General features: G+C 69.9%; 14 protein-coding genes. 1 reads left to right on the top strand and 13 read right to left on the bottom strand.

The window, feature by feature from the left end:
- Positions 1 to 19 precede the first annotated feature (19 nt).
- Positions 20 to 1,840 (bottom strand): glycoside hydrolase family 15 protein, encoded by a 1,821-nt coding sequence (locus HQK15_RS08090; protein WP_173490840.1) that lies wholly within the window; start codon positions 1,838 to 1,840, stop codon positions 20 to 22.
- Positions 1,833 to 3,248 (bottom strand): glucose-6-phosphate dehydrogenase, encoded by a 1,416-nt coding sequence (zwf, locus tag HQK15_RS08085; protein ID WP_367649099.1) that lies wholly within the window; start codon positions 3,246 to 3,248, stop codon positions 1,833 to 1,835. The genes HQK15_RS08090 and zwf overlap by 8 nt, the downstream gene beginning before the upstream one ends.
- Before the next feature lie 104 nt (positions 3,249 to 3,352).
- Here zwf and HQK15_RS08080 point away from each other — a divergent pair, with 104 nt between their 5' ends.
- Entirely contained in the window at positions 3,353 to 4,537 is a 1,185-nt protein-coding gene (locus HQK15_RS08080) for an NAD(P)/FAD-dependent oxidoreductase (protein WP_173490839.1), read from the top strand.
- Between the two features lie 6 nt (positions 4,538 to 4,543).
- On the opposite strand, the gene HQK15_RS08075 is transcribed toward HQK15_RS08080, so the two are convergent.
- The 11 genes from HQK15_RS08075 to HQK15_RS08025 all read right to left on the bottom strand — a co-directional run bounded on the left by HQK15_RS08075 (position 4,544) and on the right by HQK15_RS08025 (position 17,066).
- On the bottom strand, positions 4,544 to 5,326 hold the full coding sequence (locus HQK15_RS08075) for an alpha/beta fold hydrolase (RefSeq protein WP_173490838.1): 783 nt from the start codon (positions 5,324 to 5,326) through the stop codon (positions 4,544 to 4,546).
- Between the two features lie 5 nt (positions 5,327 to 5,331).
- Complete coding sequence (locus HQK15_RS08070; RefSeq protein ID WP_173490837.1) at positions 5,332 to 6,132, bottom strand: SDR family NAD(P)-dependent oxidoreductase; 801 nt, start codon at positions 6,130 to 6,132, stop codon at positions 5,332 to 5,334.
- Positions 6,133 to 6,200: 68 nt separating this feature from the next.
- Entirely contained in the window at positions 6,201 to 6,836 is a 636-nt protein-coding gene (locus HQK15_RS08065; RefSeq protein ID WP_173490836.1) for a hypothetical protein, read from the bottom strand.
- A gap of 47 nt (positions 6,837 to 6,883) precedes the next feature.
- Entirely contained in the window at positions 6,884 to 8,443 is a 1,560-nt protein-coding gene (guaA, locus tag HQK15_RS08060; protein ID WP_173490835.1) for a glutamine-hydrolyzing GMP synthase, read from the bottom strand.
- 314 nt (positions 8,444 to 8,757) lie between these two features.
- Complete coding sequence (locus tag HQK15_RS08055) at positions 8,758 to 10,461, bottom strand: GMC oxidoreductase (RefSeq protein ID WP_173490834.1); 1,704 nt, start codon at positions 10,459 to 10,461, stop codon at positions 8,758 to 8,760.
- Positions 10,454 to 12,025 (bottom strand): succinic semialdehyde dehydrogenase, encoded by a 1,572-nt coding sequence (locus HQK15_RS08050; protein ID WP_173490833.1) that lies wholly within the window; start codon positions 12,023 to 12,025, stop codon positions 10,454 to 10,456. The genes HQK15_RS08055 and HQK15_RS08050 overlap by 8 nt, the downstream gene beginning before the upstream one ends.
- A gap of 74 nt (positions 12,026 to 12,099) precedes the next feature.
- Complete coding sequence (gene efeB, locus HQK15_RS08045; RefSeq protein WP_217361369.1) at positions 12,100 to 13,395, bottom strand: iron uptake transporter deferrochelatase/peroxidase subunit; 1,296 nt, start codon at positions 13,393 to 13,395, stop codon at positions 12,100 to 12,102.
- Between the two features lie 28 nt (positions 13,396 to 13,423).
- Positions 13,424 to 14,557 carry an iron uptake system protein EfeO gene (gene efeO / locus HQK15_RS08040; RefSeq protein ID WP_173490832.1) on the bottom strand — a complete coding sequence of 378 codons (1,134 nt, stop codon included), beginning with the start codon at positions 14,555 to 14,557 and terminating at the stop codon, positions 13,424 to 13,426.
- A gap of 108 nt (positions 14,558 to 14,665) precedes the next feature.
- On the bottom strand, positions 14,666 to 15,469 hold the full coding sequence (locus HQK15_RS08035) for an MOSC domain-containing protein (protein WP_173490831.1): 804 nt from the start codon (positions 15,467 to 15,469) through the stop codon (positions 14,666 to 14,668).
- A gap of 11 nt (positions 15,470 to 15,480) precedes the next feature.
- Positions 15,481 to 15,960, bottom strand: coding sequence for a GNAT family N-acetyltransferase (locus tag HQK15_RS08030; protein WP_173490830.1), 480 nt, complete (start codon positions 15,958 to 15,960; stop codon positions 15,481 to 15,483).
- A complete protein-coding gene (locus HQK15_RS08025) occupies positions 15,960 to 17,066 on the bottom strand; it encodes a GuaB3 family IMP dehydrogenase-related protein (protein WP_173490829.1) in 1,107 nt (368 codons plus the stop codon). The genes HQK15_RS08030 and HQK15_RS08025 overlap by 1 nt, the downstream gene beginning before the upstream one ends.
- Positions 17,067 to 17,090 lie beyond the last annotated feature (24 nt).

The following is a 17,090-nucleotide window of genomic DNA, read 5'->3' as shown; positions in this document are numbered from 1 at the left end:
GTGAACACGTGTTCCTGCGTCAGTGCGCTGCGTCGAGCGCCCGGTCGAGGTTGATGGCCGCGCTGATGAGCGCCAGATGCGTGAACGCCTGCGGGAAGTTGCCCAGCTGGTCGCCCGTCGCACCGACCTCCTCGGCATAGAGGCCGACGTGGTTGGCATAGGTGAACATCTTCTCCAGCGCCAGCTGCGCATCGTCCAGACGCCCCGCACGGGTCAGCGCCTCGACGTACCAGAACGAGCAGAGCGAGAACGTTCCCTCGACCCCCTCGAGCCCGTCGGGCGAGACCTCGGGGTCGTAGCGGAACACCAGGCTGTCGACCACGAGCCGGTCCTCGATCGCCTCGAGGGTCGAGAGGAACCGCGGATCGGCGGGCGACAGGAACTTGACCATCGGCATGAGCAGCACGCCCGCGTCGAGCGCGTCACCGCCCTCGACCTGGGTGAAGGCCTGGATCTCGTCGTCCCACGACTCGGTCATGATGCGCTCGTAGATCTCGTCGCGGACCGCCGCCCACGCCGAGATGTCGCCGGGCAGTCCGCGCTGGCGAGCCATGCGGATCGTGCGCTCGATCGCCACCCAGCACATCAGGCGCGACGTCGTGTGGGCCTGCAGGCCTCCCCGCACCTCCCACATCCCCGCATCGGGCTGGTCCCAGTTCGCGCACACCCAGTCGGTGACACGAGCGACGTCGGCCCACGCGTCGCTGCTGATGCCGGCGCCGTACTTGTTGAACAGGTAGATCGAGTCGATGAGCTCGCCGTAGATGTCGAGCTGGAGCTGCTCGACGGCCGCGTTGCCGATACGGACCGGCTGCGAGCCGCGGTGGCCTGACAGGTGGTCGAGCGTCTGCTCGTCCTGCGGCACGTTGCCGTCGATGTCATACATGACGCGCAGGGGGCCGAGGCCATGGTCGGCATCCTCGCCGAGGCGCTGCGACAGCCACACGACGAACGCGTCGGCCTCGTCGGTGAACCCCAGGCGCAGCAGCGCATAGAGGCTGAAGGCGGCATCGCGCATCCAGACGTAGCGGTAGTCCCAGTTGCGGTCGCCCCCGACGACCTCCGGCAGGCTCGTCGTGGGTGCGGCGACCACGGCGCCGGTGGGCTCGTGCGTCAGGAGCTTGAGCGTGATGGCCGACCGGTTGACGGTCTCGCGCCAGCGTCCGGTGTAGGTCGACTGCTTCAGCCAGCCGCGCCAGAAGGCGGCTGTCGCGTCGAACAGTGCTGCGGTGTCGGCCAGGTCGGCGTCGGGCAGCTCGTCGCCGTCGTCCAGCACCTCCAGCACGAACAGCGTCGCCTCGCCCTCGGCCAGGTCGACCTCGGCGGTCACCACGCCGTCGTCGATCTCCAGGGCGGTCGTCGCGCCGAGGCCCAGCCGGACGCCGTCACCGGTGATCACGACACCGTGGTCGACCGTCTCGGCGGTGCTCCGCGCCCGTCCGTAGTCGGGGCGGGCGTCGAGCCGCATGCCGACCGTGGTGGATCCGCGCACGGCCACGACCCGGCGCACGAGGCGCTGGCGGTGGTCGGGGTCTCCGGCCTGCAGCACCGGCATGAAGTCGTGCACCTCGACGACCCCCTCCTCGGTGAGGAACCGGGTCGCCAGGATCGCGGAGTCGGGGAAGTAGAACTGCTGGGTGCGGGTCGCACCGCACGTCGGTGCGATCTGCCACGAGCCACCCTCCTGCTGGTCGAGGATCGCCCCGAAGATGCTGGGCGAGTCGAACCGGGGAGCGCAGAACCAGTCGATCGTGCCGTTCGTGCCGACGAGCGCGGCCGTGCGGAGGTCGCCGATCAGTCCGTGGTCCTCGATCGCCGGCCAGTCGACCGACTCAGGCATCCGGGAGCCGCCACCCGCGCTCACCCGGCAGGTCCAGCGCGTCGTCCGGGCCCCACGAGCCCGCGGCGTACGGCTGGGTGGCCGGCGGCGCGTCGAGCACCGGCTGGCAGATCTGCCACAGCCGGTCGACCTCGTCGGACCGGGTGAACAGGGTCTGGTCGCCCTTCATCACGTCGAGCAGCAGGCGCTCGTACGCCTCCAGCGGCGCGTCGTCCGGATCGTCCTGCGCCAGGTCGAGGTGCAGGGTCGACGACGTGAGCTCCATCGTCGGGCCGGGCCGCTTGGCGTGCAGGTCGACGCTGATCGTGGGGGTGTCGGTGAGCTCCAGCACGAGCTCGTTGGGGCCGTAGTGGTCGTCGCCGAACCGTCCCATCGGGGGCGTGCGGAACGTGAGCGTGATGGTCCGCCGGGTGGCCCCCAGCGACTTGCCGGTGCGCAGGTAGAACGGCACGCCCTGCCAGCGCTCGGTGTCGACGTAGGCCTCCAGGGCCACGAACGTCTCGACCTCGGAGTCGTCGGCGACGTCGTCCTCGTCGCGGTAGCCCTCGTACTGGCCGAACACGACGCGCTCGGGGTCGAGCGGGCGCATCGCGGCGAACACCTTGGCCTTCTCGTTGCGCAGCGACAAGGCGTCGAGGTGCACGGGCGGCTCCATCGCCACGAATCCGAGCACCTGGCACAGGTGGGTCGAGATCATGTCGCGGAAGCAACCGGTCGACTCGTAGAAGCTGCCACGTCCCTCGACGGTCAGCTCCTCCGGCACGTCGATCTGCACCGAGCACAGGTGGTCACGGTTCCACGCGGGCTCGATCATCCCGTTGGCGAAGCGCAGCGCGAGGATGTTCTGCACGGCCTCCTTGCCCAGGAAGTGGTCGATGCGGAAGACCTGGTCCTCCGACACGACCTCCTTGAGGGTCGCGTCCAGCTCGCGGGCGGAGTCGAGGTCGGTGCCGAACGGCTTCTCGATGACGAGCCGGGCGTCGTCCGACAGGCCCTCACGACCGAGCATCCCGATCATGGGCTCCATCGCCGACGGCGGCACGGACAGGTAGATGAGCTTCTTCGCGTCCTCGCCGAGGTCGGAGAGGGCGTCCTTCACCGCTGCGGCGAGGTCGGAGCCGTCGTCGGCGTCCGAGGTCTGGAAGGTCAGACGGCCCAGCACGTCGTCGGCGACGTCGTCGTCGAGGTCGTCGACGAACTCCTCCAGCGACGTGCGGATCTTCTGGCGGAACTCGTCGTCCGAGCCCGGGGAGTGACGTCCGGAGCCGATGATCGCGTAGTCGTCGGGCAGGCGCGAGGCCGCGGCGAGACGGTAGATGCCGGGGAACAGCTTGCGCTTGGCGAGGTCGCCGGTCGCCCCGAACAGGACGAAGACGTGCGGGGACGGGGTGTCGATGTCAGGGGCCACTCTTCCCAGCGTAGGCACCCGTCGGTGACGCGCAACGGGAGCGCTTGCGGGCGTCCCATCCGGGTACTCCGCACCTGATCTGATCTCTCGACCAAGGAGTGCCCATGGACCGCGACTACGACTACCTGATCGTCGGAGGCGGGATGGTCGCCGACACGGCCGCCCGAGGCATCCGCGAGCGCGACCCGGACGGGTCGATCGGCATCGTCGGCGAGGAGTCGACCGCTCCGTTCCCCCGCCCTGCACTCTCCAAGAAGCTCTGGACCGACGACGACTTCACCGAGGACGACGCCGCCCTCAACACGACCGACGAGACCGGCGCCGAGCTGCACCTCGGCGCACGTGTCGACACGATCGACCGCGAGGGCCACCGCGTCAAGACGAGCACCGGCGACTCGTTCGGCTACGGCCGGCTGCTGCTCGCCACGGGCGGCCACCCCCGCCAGGTGCCCGGGCTCACCCCCAGCGACCGCATCATCTACTTCCGGACGCTCGACCACTACCACCGGCTGCGGGCGGCCGTCGCGGACAAGCCCCGCATTGCTGTCGTCGGCGGCGGCTACATCGGCACCGAGATCGCCGCGGCACTCGTGCAGCAGGGGTGCACCGTGACACTGATCCACCCGGCCGACGTCCTCGGCGCCAAGACGTTCCCCGCGAGCATCGCGTCCGAGGTCGAGGCGATGTTCGTCGACGCGGGAGTCACCGTCCACGGCGGGGCCAAGGTCGAGGGCGGCTCGTCCTCCCCCACCGGCGTCACGCTGCAGCTCGACGACGGCAGCACGGTCGAGGCCGACCTCGCCGTCATCGGCCTCGGCATCGAGCCCGCCGGGACGCTGGCCGGGCGCGCCGGTCTCGAGACCTCGTCCGACGGCGGCATCGTGGTCGACGAGCACCTCACCACCGCCGACCCCGACGTCCTCGCCGCCGGCGACGTCGCGGAGTACCCCGACCGGATCCTGGGACGTCGCCGCGTCGAGCACGTCGACAACGCCAACGAGATGGGCGCCGCGGCCGGGCGCATCCTCGCCGGGTCGGACGAGACGTACGACCACACGCCGCTGTTCTACTCCGACCTGTTCGACGCCTGGTACGAAGCGGTGGGGACGCTCGACGCGAGCCTGGAGACCGTCGAGGACGAGAAGGACGACGGCGGCCGGGTCGTCTACTACCTCGACGGCGACGAGGTCGTCGGCGTGCTGCTGTGGAAGGTCGCCGACGGGGTCGAGCCGGCCCGCCGGGTGCTCGCCGCGCACAGCCGGCCCGACTCGTTCGACGGGCTCATCTGAGACCGGTCACGGGAGCTGGGCGAGCAGCTCCCGGACGATCTCGGCGACCTCGGCCGGCGCCTCGAGCGGCGTGAGGTGGCCCGTGTGCGGCAGCACCGCCAGGGTCGTCGCGGAGCCCTCGCCACGGACGGCGAGCATCTCCTCGCCACGGGTCGCAGGGGTCGCTGTGTCCTCCGCCCCGAAGAGCAGGACCACCGGACCGGTGAACGTCGCGAGCGCCTCGGTGGTGTCGTCACGGTCGGCGATGGCGCGTGCCATCCAGGCGACGCCGGCCGGGTCGGCGGCGTCGATCGTGCGCTGCAGCTCGTCCCGCAGCTCAGGCTGGTCACGGTGCGCGGTGGCGCCCAGACCCTCGTCGGCGCTGTCCGCCACGGGCTCGGTCGACCCGCGTCGCTCGACGTCGTCCGCCACCTCGAGGCGGTCGAGCGGCTCGTCGGGCTCGATGCGCCACGGGGTCGTGCTGCCGAGCACGAGGGCGGCCAGCCGTCCTGGCACGAGCGCCGCCAGCTCCAGCGCGAGGTAGCCACCGGTCGAGATGCCCAGCACGACGGCCCGGTCGATGTCGAGATCATCCAGCACCGCCACGACGGCGCGCGCCGCGCGGATCATCGAGGGCGCCGCGGCCGGGACGAGGCTCTCGCCGAGGCCCGGCAGGTCGATCGTCACGACCCGCGCGTCCTCGACCAGCAGCGGCACCAGACGATCGAACATTCCCGAGTCCAGGGGGAAGGCGTGCAGCAGCACGAGCGCCGGCCCGGTGCCTCCGTGGTCGACGTGATGGAGCGACACGATCGCTAGATCGTCGCCACGGAGCCGGAGTCGACCCGGTAGTTGGAGCCGTTGACGAAGCTGGCTCGATCAGAGCAGAGGAAGGCGATGACGGCCGCGACCTCCTCGGGCTCTCCGCGACGACCGAGCTCCATGTAGGGACGCTTGTCGTCGAGGAACGACTCGATCGCGGTGTCGACGTCGGTGCCGAGCTCGCCCGCCCGCTTCTCCATCATCGCGTCGGTCATCGGCGTGCTGATGAATGCCGGCGAGACACAGTTCACCAGCAGGCCCTCGCTCGCATAGGTCCGCGACAGCCCCTTGGCGAACGCCAGGATGCCGGCCTTCGCGGCGCAGTAGGGCAGCTCGTCGTCGTACGGCTGCACGGCGTCCTCCGACGCGAGGTAGACGATGCGACCCCAGCCGCCGCTGCGCAGCGCGGGCAGGAAGGCGCGCGTGAGGCGGATCGGTCCCAGCAGGTCGGTCGTCAGGGTGTCGACCCAGCCGGCGTCGTCGATCTCGTGGAAGAGCCCCTGCGCACCGGTCACACCGGCCGACTGCACGAGGATGTCGATGTCGCCCGCGGCCTGCGACACCGCGTCGCGCAGGTCGATGATCGACTCGACCGAGTCGACGTCGGCGGCGATCGCGTGGATACGGGTCTTCGGGCCCTGGAGTCGTCCGGCGGCCTCGTCGAGCGAGTCCTGGTCGAGGTCGGACAGCACCACGGTGGCGCCCTCGTCGAGCAGCACCTGCGCGGTGTGCCACCCGATGCCGGAGTCTCCTCCTGTCACGAGTGCCGTACGTCCGGAGATGCCGAGGTCCACGAGAGTGCCTTTCGCTGGGGGAACTCCCCGCGAGTACCCCTCAGTGCGCCGCCGACACCCCGCTGGGGTCAGTCGTAGTCGGACTCGTTGTCGAGCGAGATCCAGTCGGACGACTTCTGGGTCGTCGTCTGACCGTCCTTCGTGACGAGCAGCGTGCCGTCGTAGGCCTGCACGGCGTAGGAGACGCCGTCCTTCTTGGCCACGAACGCGTCGAGCTGCGGGTCGTACTGCCCCTTGACGTCGACGACGTCACCGCCCGAGGCCTGCGTCACGAACCGGAAGCTCTCGCCCGAGCTGTCGACGCCGCAGATCGAGGTCTTGGCGCCGCTCGTGGTGGTCTTGAAGAGGATGACCGGGTAGGTCCCACCGCAGGCCAGGCCGAGACCGGACTTCTTCTCCTCCGCCGCCGTGACCGGCTGGGTGCCGCAGTCGGGCAGCAGGCTCTCCTGGCGGATGCCCTCGACGTTGAACTGGGTGTCGGGGCCCTCGCACTCGGTGGTGGCCTTGGTCTTCTTGGGCGTCGGCGTGGTCGTCGCCTCAGGCGTCGGTGTCGCCGTGCTGGTCTCGTCGGTGCCCGTAGCCAGCGGGGTGACGTCGTCCTCGCCACCGAGGCGCCAGACGGCCACGGCGACGACTGCCACGATCAGCAGGACGGCGCCCGCCACCAGCAGGGGCTTGCGCCGCGATGAGGCGGACTGACTCACGGTGTTGCCTTCCGATCGACTCCGACGACCCTAACAAGCGGTCGCGACTACTCCCACTCGATCGTTCCGGGCGGCTTGCTCGTGATGTCGAGGACGACGCGGTTGACCTCGTCGACCTCGTTGGTGATGCGGGTCGAGATCCGCTCGAGCACCTCGTACGGCAGGCGGCTCCAGTCGGCCGTCATGGCGTCCTCGCTCGAGACCGGGCGCAGCACGATGGGGTGACCGTAGGTGCGGCCGTCGCCCTGCACGCCGACCGACCGGACGTCGGCCAGCAGCACGACCGGGAACTGCCAGATCTCGGCGTCGAGGCCGGCGGCCGTGGTCTCCTCGCGGACGATCGCGTCGGCCCGGCGCAGGATGGCGAGACGCTCGGCGTCGACCGCGCCGACGATACGGATCGCCAGACCCGGACCCGGGAACGGGTGGCGTCCGACGATCGCCTCGGGGATGCCCAGCTGACGTCCGACGTCGCGGACCTCGTCCTTGAACAGGGTGCGCAGCGGCTCGATGAGGCTGAACTCGAGGTCCTCGGGCAGCCCACCGACGTTGTGGTGGCTCTTGATGTTGGAGGCTCCCGCTCCCCCGCCGGACTCGACGACGTCGGGGTAGAGCGTGCCCTGCACCAGGAACTTGACCGGCGGGCCGGGCGTCGCGAGCACCTCGCGCTCCGCGGCCTCGAAGACGCGGATGAACTCGCGTCCGATGATCTTGCGCTTCTCCTCGGGGTCGGAGACGCCGGCGAGGAAGCCGAGGAACTGGTCCTTGGCGTCGACGACCTTGAGGTCGACGCCCGTCGCCTTCACGTAGTCCTTCTCGACCTGCTCGGCCTCGCCCTCGCGGAGCAGGCCGTGGTCGACGAACACCGCGGTGAGCTGGTCGCCGATCGCGCGCTGCACGAGCGCCGTCGAGACCGCGGAGTCGACGCCCCCGGACAGCGCCGAGATGACGCGTGCGTCACCGACCTGCTGACGGATGAGCTCGACCTGCTCCTCGACGATGTTGCTGCTGGTCCAGGTCTGGCGGCAGCCGGCGATCTCGGTCAGGAACGTCTCGAGGATGCGCTGGCCGTGCTCGCTGTGGAGCACCTCGGGGTGCCACTGCACACCGGCGAGGCGGCGGTCGGTGTCCTCGAATGCCGCGACGGTCGCGCGCGGCGAGTTGGCGTTGACGACGAAGCCCTCGGGCGCCGCGACGACCTCGTCGCCGTGCGACATCCACGAGGTGAGGGTCGCGGGCAGGCCGCTCAGCAGGGTGCCGGGCTCGAGCACGCTGACCGCGGTGCGGCCGTACTCGCGCTGGCCCGTGTGCGCGACGGTGCCGCCGAGGGCCTGCGCCATGGCCATGAAGCCGTAGCAGATGCCGAAGACGGGGGTCTCGGTGTCGAACAGGGTCGCGTCGAGCTGCGGGGCGCCCTCCTCGTAGACCGACGACGGACCGCCGGACAGGATGATCGCGGCCGGGCCCTTGGCCAGCATCTCGTCGACCGGCATGGTGTGCGGGACGATCTCGGAGTAGACCCGAGCCTCCCTCACCCGGCGGGCGATGAGCTGGGCGTACTGAGCCCCGAAGTCGACGACGAGGACAAGGTCATGTTCGGGGGTCACGCGGTGAGTCTATCGGTCGGGCCACCGGCTCGAAAAATTCCCACAGAACCTCGTAACTCCGCGTGATCGCCGTCGTTTTACAGGGTGGATCTAACAACACTCCCTCCCGTTAGATCATGTGCTGCTCCTCGTGGCACAACAGGGCCCGACCCGTGAGCTCCCTCCCGGTCGGGCTCTGTGCATTCCGGGACCTTGTGCATGCCGGGACCTTCCTCCGCCACTTCCAGCGCAAGACGGTGCGCTGGCGTCCACCGTCGCGAGGACGGTGGACGCCAGCGCGCCGCTCCAGGCGGAGGGTTCGTGGCGGAAGGCTGCTAGCTGACCCCGACGATGGGCAGGCGCAGAGCCGCCGGGGCGCTGTCGGGCACGACCGGGTTCTTCGGGGCGACAGCGTCGACCACGCGGTAGGCCTGGCCGACCGCGGGCCGTGCGTCGGCCTCGCCCTTGTTGGGCCAGTAGGCCATGGCACGCTCGGCCTGGGCCGTGATCGTCAGCGACGGGTTGACGCCGAGGTTGGCGCTGATCGCCGAGCCGTCGATGACGTGCAGGCCCTCGTGGCCGAAGAGCCGCTGGTAGGCGTCGATGACTCCGGTCTCGGGCGAGTCTCCGATCGCACAGCCACCCATGAAGTGGGCCGTGAGCGGGACGTTGAACGGCTCGCCGATGGTGCCGCCCGGGGTGCCGTCCATCTCCTCGGCCATGAGCTGCACGGCCTCGTGCGCGGGCGGGATGAACGCCGGGTTGGGCGCCCCGTGACCCTGCTTGGACGTGAGGCGGCGGCGCCCGGTGATGCCGCGCTTGGTGTAGGTCGTGATCGAGTTGTCGTGGGTCTGCATGACCAGCGCGATGACGGTGCGCTCGGACCAGTGACGCAGGTCGTAGAGCTTGAAGATGCTGAACTTCGCGTTCCACATCTCCTTGAGCCACACCCGCCAGCGCGGCGTGCTGGTGCTTCCGTCGGTCAGCACGGTCTGCATCAGCGACATCGCGTTGGAGCCCTTGCCGTAGCGGCACGGCTCGATGTGGGTGTGCTCGTCGGGGTGGAACGACGAGGTGATCGCCACGCCCTCGCTGTAGTCGACGTCGCGGCCACCGGCGATGGCGCCGAGCAGGGCCTCGGAGTTGGTGCGGGTCAGCAGCCCGAGGCGCTCCGACACGTGCGGCAGCTTGCCCTGGTCACGCATCTTGTGGAGCAGCTTCTGGGTGCCCATGGTGCTCGCGGAGAAGATGACCTCACGCGCGGTGATCTTCTGGTGCGGCCGGAAGCGTCGGTTGGTGCGGCGCGTCTCGACCTCGTAGCCGCCGCCGGCCAGCGGCGTCACGGCCGTCGCCGTCGTCAGTGCACGGATCTCCGCACCCGCCTGCTCGGCGAGGTAGAGGTAGTTCTTGACCAGGGTGTTCTTGGCGTTGTGACGGCATCCGGTCATGCACTCGCCGCAGTTGGTGCAGCCCGCACGCTCGGGACCGGCGCCACCGAAGTAGGGGTCGGCGACCTTCTCGCCCGGGTCGGCACCGAAGAACACGCCCACGGGCGTGTGGTGGAACGTGCCGCCCACGCCCATCTTCTCGGCGACCTCGCGCATGACCGTGTCGGCCGGCGTCGTGTGGGGGTAGACCTGCACGCCGAGCATCCGCTTGGCCTGGTCGTAGTAGGGCGCGAGCTCGTTCTTCCAGTCGGTGATGTGGCCCCACGACGGGTCCTTGTAGAACGGGTCGAGCGGTTCGTACAGCGTGTTGGCATAGACCAGCGAGCCGCCGCCGACACCGGCCCCCGACAGGATGAGGACGTCCTTGAGCTTGTCGATGCGCTGGATGCCGTAGCAGCCCAGCTGCGGGAGCCACAGGAACTTGCGCAGGCGCCACGACGTCTTGGCGAAGTCCTCGTCCTTGAAGCGCTTGCCGGCCTCGAGGACGGCCACCTTGTAGCCCTTCTCGGTCAGCCGCAGCGCCGAGACACTGCCGCCGAAGCCCGATCCGATGATCAGGACGTCGTAGTCGAACTCAGTGGACTCAGGCACGGGGGGTCCTCCTCAGGATCCGCAGACCGGTGGTGAGCAGACGCGCGTACGTCTGCGGCTTCAGGAAGGCCGGACCGGCCATCGGCACGAGGCGCTGCACACCGACGGCCTGCGGCTCGGTGTAGCGCAAGATGCCCTCGGCGCCCTGCCGGCGACCGAGACCTGACTGGCGCATGCCGCCCATGGGGGCGTCGATGCTGCCGAACGTGGCCGAGAAGCCCTCGTTGATGTTGACCGTGCCGGCCTTGATCAGCGGCGCGATCGCCCTGGCCTCGCGGGGCTTGCCCCACAGGCTCGCGTTGAGGCCGTACTCGCCGCCGTTGGCGAGGGCGACGGCCTCGTCGACGGTGGAGTAGGGGTAGAGCGAGACGAGGGGGCCGAACGTCTCCCCGGCGAAGCACTCGGCCGCCTCGGTGACGCCCTCCAGCACGGTCGGCTCGTAGAAGTAGGGGCCGATGTCGGGACGCGCCTTGCCGCCAACGAGCACCGTCGCACCGTGGGCGGTCGCGTCGGCGACATGGGCCGTGACGGTGTCGAGCTGAGCCTGCGACACGAGGGAGCCGATGTCGGCGTCCCAGTCGAGCGATGCTCCGAGCGCGAGGTGCTGGACGCGCGAGACGAACGCGGCCGAGAACTCCTCGTAGCGGTCCTGCGGCACGTAGAGCCGCTCGATCGACACGCAGAGCTGGCCGGCGGACGAGAAGCACGACTGGACCGCTCCCTCGGCAGCCTTGTCGATGTCGGCGCCCGGCAGGACGATCATCGGGTTCTTGCCACCCAGCTCGAGCGAGCAGCTGATGAGGCGGGCCGCGGCCTGCTGGGCGATGAGCTTGCCGGTCGCGGTCGAGCCGGTGAAGCAGACGTAGTCGGCGCGGTCGATGATCGCGGTGCCCACGACCGAGCCGGCGCCGCTGACGACCTGCCAGACGCCCGCCGGGATGCCCGCGGCGCGCAGCAGCTCGACGCCGGCGAGCGCGATGAGCGGGCTCTGGCTGTCGGGCTTGTGCACCACGGCGTTGCCGGCGGCGATCGCGGGCAGACCGTCGGAGACCGCCATCGTGAGCGGGTAGTTCCAGGGGCTGATGATGCCGACGACACCCTTGGGCACCTGGTTGACCGTGATCGAGGTGAGGGTCGGGAGCGCGCCGTTGCGACGCCTGGGCCGCAGCTGCTTGCGCAGGCGGCGTGCGTAGAACCGCGCCGTCAGGGCCAGGTGGGCCACCTCGTCATACGCGTGCTGGCGACTCTTGCCCGACTCGATCTGGATCAGGTCGAGCAGCTCGTCCTGGTGCTCCAGCACGAGGTCGTGCAGGCGCAGCAGTGCCTTCCGGCGCTCGCGGAACGACGTCCTCGACCATGCCTTCTGAGCCTCACGGGCCGCGGCGAAGGCGGCGTCGACGTCGGCGACGCTCGACACCGGGACGTCTGCCACCGGGGCGCCGTCGAGGGGCGAGTACGTCGTCCGACTCTCGCCGGTGGTCGTGCGGATCAACGCCGTGAGCTCCGCGAGGCGGGTCGCGGAGAGGGGCGAGGCCGTCACGGCAGGGGTGTCGAGCGCGGTCATACCCCGAGTATGACATCGGCAGTGTCACATGGCTACCGGTCAGTAATGAAGGTGTTCACCGACACGTTGCCCGCTCAGGCGAAAAGTCCCTCGCCCCAGAAGCCTGTCGTCGTGACGCCCGGCGGGCAGGCGAACAGGCCCGAACTGACGTGGACGATGTACTCGTTGAGCAGGTCGTTCTGCAGGCCCGCGAGCGATCCCTGGATCTGGACGAACTGCTTCTCCGGGTCGCGCTGGTAGGCGATGAAGAACAGCCCGGCCGAGAGCTGACCGAGCCCGTTGGAGCCGTCGACGAAGTTGTATCCACGGCGCAGGAGCTTGGCGCCCCGGTTGAAGTCGGGGTGCGCGAGCCGCACGTGCGACTTCATGTCGATCAGCGGCTGACCCGCGTCGTCCTTGGCGTCGAAGTCGATGGGCGCGAACTCGTCGCCACCGGACATCGGCCCGCCCGAGCCCTTGGTGCGACCGATGATCGCCTCCTGGCCGTTGAGCGGCTCACGGTCCCAGGTCTCGATGCGCATGTCGATCTTGCGCGACACCAGGTAGGAGCCACCGACCAGCCACGCGGGCCCGTCCTCCTGGTGCACCCACACGAAGTCCTCGACGTCGGTCTTGTCCTCGACCTTGACGTTGGCCGTGCCGTCCTTGAACCCGAACAGGTTGCGCGGCGTCACCTGCGCCGTCGAGGTCGACGACGTACGACCGAAGCCCATCTGGGAGTAGCGCACCGAGGCGCGGCCAAAGGCGATCCGGGCGAGGTTGCGGATCGCGTGCACCGCGATCTGCGGGTCGTTGGCGCATGCCTGGATCGCGATGTCGCCGTCGCTGATGGCGGGGTCGAGCCGGTCGCCCGAGAACCCCGGGATCGGCTTGAGCCGGTCGGGCAGCTGACCGTCGAGGCCGAAACGGGTCTTGCCCTTGGCGTCGACGAACAGGCTGCGACCGAAGCCGATCGTGATCGTCAGACCCGACGGCGGCAGGCCGAGCGCCTCACCGGTGTCCTCCGGCGGGGAGTACGGGGCGCCCGCGACGGCACCGAAGTCGCCGACGTCGTTGCCCTGCGACATCTGCCGCGACGCCTTCGTCCAGTCCTTGAGCAACGAGATGAGGTCGTCGCGCTCGTCGGACGTCATGTCGAAGGTCGCGAAGTAGAGCCGGTCCTGGGCAGGTGTCACGATGCCGGCCTGGTGCTTGCCCTCGAACGGGATCGGCAGGGCGTCCTTGTCGGGGACGACGGGCGCGGGCTTGTCGCCGGCGGCGTAGCCGGCCCCGACTCCCGCGGCCCCTGCCGCGATGGCGCCGATGCCGGCCGCTCCCAGCAGCTTCCTGCGGGAGAGACCGGATCCGGTGGTGCTGTCCTCGGTGCTCACGATCGGCAGTCTGTCAGGAGACCGGCTGTCAGGCCGACTGGGCGATCGCCGCAGCGACCTTGCTGATCGGCTCGCTCAGCGCGGCGACAGCATCGGACAGCGCCTTGATCTGGTCCTTCGACAGCTCGTCGTAGAACGCCCACTCGCCCGTGGCCTTGTCCTGGTGCTGGTTGAGCTCGGTGTCGAGCGCGGCGAACTTGGCGTCGAGGTCCTTGACCAGCGCCGGGTCCTGCTCGACCAGCACGGGGCGCAGCGACGAGATGGCGGCCTGCGAGCCCTCGATGTTGGCCTTGAAGTCCCACAGGTCGGTGTGGCTGAACTCGTCCTCCTCGCCGGTGATCTTGCCGGTGGCGACCTCGTCGAGCAGGCCCTTCGAGCCCTGCGCCAGCTCGAGGGCGGTCAGCGGCGTGTCCTGGCCGAGCTGGACGATCTTCTTGACGTTGTCGAGCAGCTGGTCGGCGTACTTGTCCATGCCCGTGGTGTTGTTCTCGACCCAGAGCTGCTTCTCGATGCGGTGCCAGCCGGTGAACTCGATCCCGGCGGCCTTGGCGTCAGGCTCACGACCGTCGGTGATCGGGTCGAGGTCGCCGAACTTCTCGGCGACGGGCTCGATGCGCTCCCAGTAGGTGCGGGCGATCGGGAAGAGCGTCTTGGCCTTGTCGACGTCGCCGGCCTTGACCGCGTCGACGAACTCGGTGGTCTTGACGATCAGCGTGTCGGACTGCGACTTCACGTAGCGCGCGTAACTCTCGGCGGCGGCCTTGAGCTCCTCGGAGTCGGACAGCGGCTTCGCGGCCTCGCCGGTGACGCTCAGGGTCTGGCGGATGCCGTCGCCGATCATGCCGGGCTTGCAGGCGCCTTCGTAGGTGCCCTTCGGCAGGTCGACGACGAGCTTGCGGGTCAGCCCGGGGCCGACGTTCTCGACCTCGCCCATGATCCGGTCGCCGTCGGCGTAGACGTAGAACTCGGTGACCTTGCTGCCCTTGTTGGTGACGGTGAACGTCGAGGGACCGGCCTCGAGCTTCGTGGCCGAGACCTTGCAGTCGGAGTCGGTGGCGGCGACCGTCAGGTCGCCGGACGCGGTCGACTCGGACGGATCGGATGCGCAGGCGCTGAGACCCAGGGCTGCGATGACGCCGAGGGCGGCGAGGCTGGACTTCATGGAGGCGTTCCTTCGGGGGACGTGCGAGCCGGGAGGAAGGCTAGCCTCACCATGCTAAGGCACGCCTACCGTAACCCGCCATGCGGATGCGGTGTGATGTCCGCCGGATCAGCCCGTGACCACGGCGTCGCCCAGCGCGATGGTGCCGGTGGTGAGCGGCACGATCCTGATGCCGAACCAGGTGCGGCCGTCCCAGCGGCGATGGCGGGCGAGCGTGCGGATCGGCTCCTTGCCGTGCTCGAGCGTCGTCGGGTCGATGAGGGTCGTCGAGCACCGGTCACAGTGCTCGGCGAAGCGGAAGCTGACCGTCCCGATCCGGAACGTCTGCCAGGCGTCCTCCGCGAAGGCCTCGGCCACCCCGTCGACGACCACGTTGGGCCGAAAGCGCTGCATCGACAGGTCGGCAGGCTCGCCCGTCTCGGCGATCCACGCGTTGAGCCGGGCGAGGGACTCTGTCGTGGTCAGCAGCAGCGGACCGGCATCGGCCAGGTTGAGTGGCTCGTCCCCGCGTCCCCCGTGGGCTGTCGAGACCGACCTCGCCGCGGGATCGTCCTGCCAGACCAGGCGGGCCGGCAGCCCCAGCAGTGCGGTGAAGAAGGCCGCCGCGGCTTCACCCGCGTCGACCGCGGTCGGCATCCGCGAGATGTCGACGTCGAGCCGTGGTCCCCCGACAGGCTCGGCGACCCTCACGGGCGCGAGGCCGGGCGCCGACAGCTCGAGACCGTCGGGCGTGGGCACGGCCCTGACGGTCATGAGGACGTCGTGGTGGCCGGCGTTGAGCCGATGACCCGACTGGTCGACGACGGCCCAGCGTCGGTCGTGCCGCAAGCCCTCCAGCCCGACCTCGGCGGTCGTCACGTCGATCGGTGCCGTGGCCTTGACCGGGTGGACGTGCAGGGACCGCACACGCATCGGGGCCCCCGTCACGCGAAGACCTTCTCGAAGCAGAGCGAGTAGGTGACCGCCTCGTAGGGCGCGAACACCTCGATGGGCGTGTAGCCGCGCCGCCCGTAGAACGTGAGTGCCGCGTGCTGACGGTCGCCGGTGTGGATGACGACCCGCGGGAGTCCCTCGTCGCGCACGACCTGCTCGATCGCAAGGAGGAGGTCGTCGGCGACTCCGCTCCCCCGCGACGCCTCGCGGACGTAGAGACGCTTCATCTCCATGTCGCCGGCCATCGCGCCGTCGAGCCGGCGCACGCAGGCGTGGCCGATCGGCACCGCACCGTCGTAGGCGACGAAGGTCGCGACGACCGAGGCGGGATCGATGCCCTCCGATCCGCCACGGTGGACCGCAGCCGGATCGTCGGCATAGAGCAGGTTGCCCAGCGCGACGTGCTCGTCGCGGAGCAGGACGGCATCAGGGTGGTCGAACGTGACCCGCTCGAGCCGGAAGCCCGGCATCAGCCGACGACGACCTCGACCCGCTGGAACTCCTTGAGGTCGGTGTAGCCGGTCGTGGCCATCGCGCGGCGCAGGGCACCGATCAGGTTCATCGTGCCGTCGGGGACGGAGGACGGGCCGAACAGGACGGACTCGAGGTCGCCGACCGTGCCGATGTCGACCCGCTCGCCGCGCGGCAGGTCGGGGTGCCAGGCCTCGGCGCCCCAGTGGAACCCGCGACCCGGCGCCTCGACGGCGCGCGCGAACGGCGAGCCGATCATGACGGCGTCGGCCCCACAGGCGATCGCCTTGGCGATGTCGCCGCTGCGGCCGATCGAGCCGTCGGCGATGACGTGGACGTAGCGACCGCCCGACTCGTCGAGGTAGTCACGACGTGCCGCGGCGACGTCGGCGACAGCGGACGCCATCGGCACCGAGATGCCGAGCACCGAGCGGGTCGTGTGCGCCGCACCTCCGCCGAAGCCGACCAGGACGCCGGCCGCGCCGGTGCGCATCAGGTGCAGGGCCGCCTGGTAGGTGGCGCAGCCACCGACGATGACGGGGACGTCGAGCTCGTAGATGAACTCCTTGAGGTTGAGCGGCTCCGTCTGGCCCGAGACGTGCTCGGCGGACACCGTGGTGCCGCGGATCACGAACAGGTCGACACCCGCGTCGACGACGGCGTCGGCGAACTGCTTGGTGCGCTGGGGTGACAGGGCGCCCGCAACCGTGACGCCGGACTCGCGCATCTGCTGCAGGCGGGCCGTGATGAGCTCGGCCTTGATCGGCTCGGCGTAGATCTCCTGCAGACGCTTGGTCGCGAGCGGACCCTCGATGCCGGCGACCTCGTCGAGCAGCTTCTCGGGGTTGTCGTAGCGGGTCCAGAGGCCCTCGAGGTCGAGCACGCCGAGCCCGCCGTGCTTGCCGAGGGCGATGGCCGTCTCGGGGCTCATGACTGAGTCCATCGGCGCCGCGATGACCGGCAGCTCGAAGCGGTAGGCGTCGATCTGCCACGCCGTCGACACCTCTTCGGGGTCACGGGTGCGCCGGCTCGGGACGATCGCGATGTCGTCGAAGGAGTAGGCGCGCCGACCGCGCTTGGCCGTGCCGATCTCGATGTCTGCCATGGGGCCAGCCTAGTGCGTGCCCGA

The organism is Aeromicrobium stalagmiti (genome assembly GCF_013283745.1).
Lineage (GTDB): Bacteria > Actinomycetota > Actinomycetes > Propionibacteriales > Nocardioidaceae > Aeromicrobium > Aeromicrobium stalagmiti.
The sequence above is the reverse complement of the archived record's forward strand: the minus strand, read 5'-3'. Positions and strand labels throughout refer to the sequence as shown.

Excerpts from the sequence above, each read along its gene's own strand:
- HQK15_RS08090 (WP_173490840.1), bottom strand. The coding sequence starts at position 1,840 with ATGCCTGAGTCGGTCGACTGGCCGGCGATCGAGGACCACGGACTGATC.
- HQK15_RS08080 (WP_173490839.1), top strand. The coding sequence starts at position 3,353 with ATGGACCGCGACTACGACTACCTGATCGTCGGAGGCGGGATGGTCGCC.
- HQK15_RS08050 (WP_173490833.1), bottom strand. The coding sequence starts at position 12,025 with ATGACCGCGCTCGACACCCCTGCCGTGACGGCCTCGCCCCTCTCCGCG.
- efeO (WP_173490832.1), bottom strand. The coding sequence starts at position 14,557 with ATGAAGTCCAGCCTCGCCGCCCTCGGCGTCATCGCAGCCCTGGGTCTC.
- HQK15_RS08035 (WP_173490831.1), bottom strand. The coding sequence starts at position 15,469 with ATGCGTGTGCGGTCCCTGCACGTCCACCCGGTCAAGGCCACGGCACCG.
- HQK15_RS08030 (WP_173490830.1), bottom strand. The coding sequence starts at position 15,960 with ATGCCGGGCTTCCGGCTCGAGCGGGTCACGTTCGACCACCCTGATGCC.
- HQK15_RS08025 (WP_173490829.1), bottom strand. The coding sequence starts at position 17,066 with ATGGCAGACATCGAGATCGGCACGGCCAAGCGCGGTCGGCGCGCCTAC.